Raw genomic sequence first — 442 nt, forward strand, 5'->3', positions numbered from 1 at the left:
GCTCACTTCCGCTGGCGCTTCGACACCCGGAACAACCTGAATACTCGCTCCCCAGATTCCTATACTATTGCCGTACTGATCATAACAATAGGCATGCGTGGTATAGGTTCCTGTCTCATAGTTATGTTCACTGAAAGGGATTGTCGCTTTCCAAGTTCCGTTTGCCTGTTTTTGGCCCTCCACATGCTTGATATCGTCTTGTCCATTCGCTTCCGTCCACGTCGGGAACGTCACTCGTTGTACTTGATCGCTAGCGCCTTCAAGAACCACCTCATAAAAACCGGCTTTGAACTCTACTTTTTCCGGAGCCCGTAAGGACGTAGTATTTTTGACGATTGTCTTCGCCCCGCCAAAAAACTTGCCGTCTACCCATACGTCGTTATCGTAAAGGCCTGTTTCATTATTATGTTTGCTAAAAGGAACCGTTGCCTTCCATACCCCA

General features: G+C 48.0%; 1 protein-coding gene. It reads right to left on the reverse strand.

Going from position 1 to position 442, the window contains the following annotated elements:
- A partial coding sequence (locus QMG93_RS35035) for a GBS Bsp-like repeat-containing protein (protein ID WP_281944526.1) occupies window positions 1-442 on the reverse strand: 442 nt, incomplete at both ends.

The organism is Paenibacillus tyrphae, assembly GCF_027925525.1.
Lineage (GTDB): Bacteria > Bacillota > Bacilli > Paenibacillales > NBRC-103111 > Paenibacillus_G > Paenibacillus_G tyrfis_B.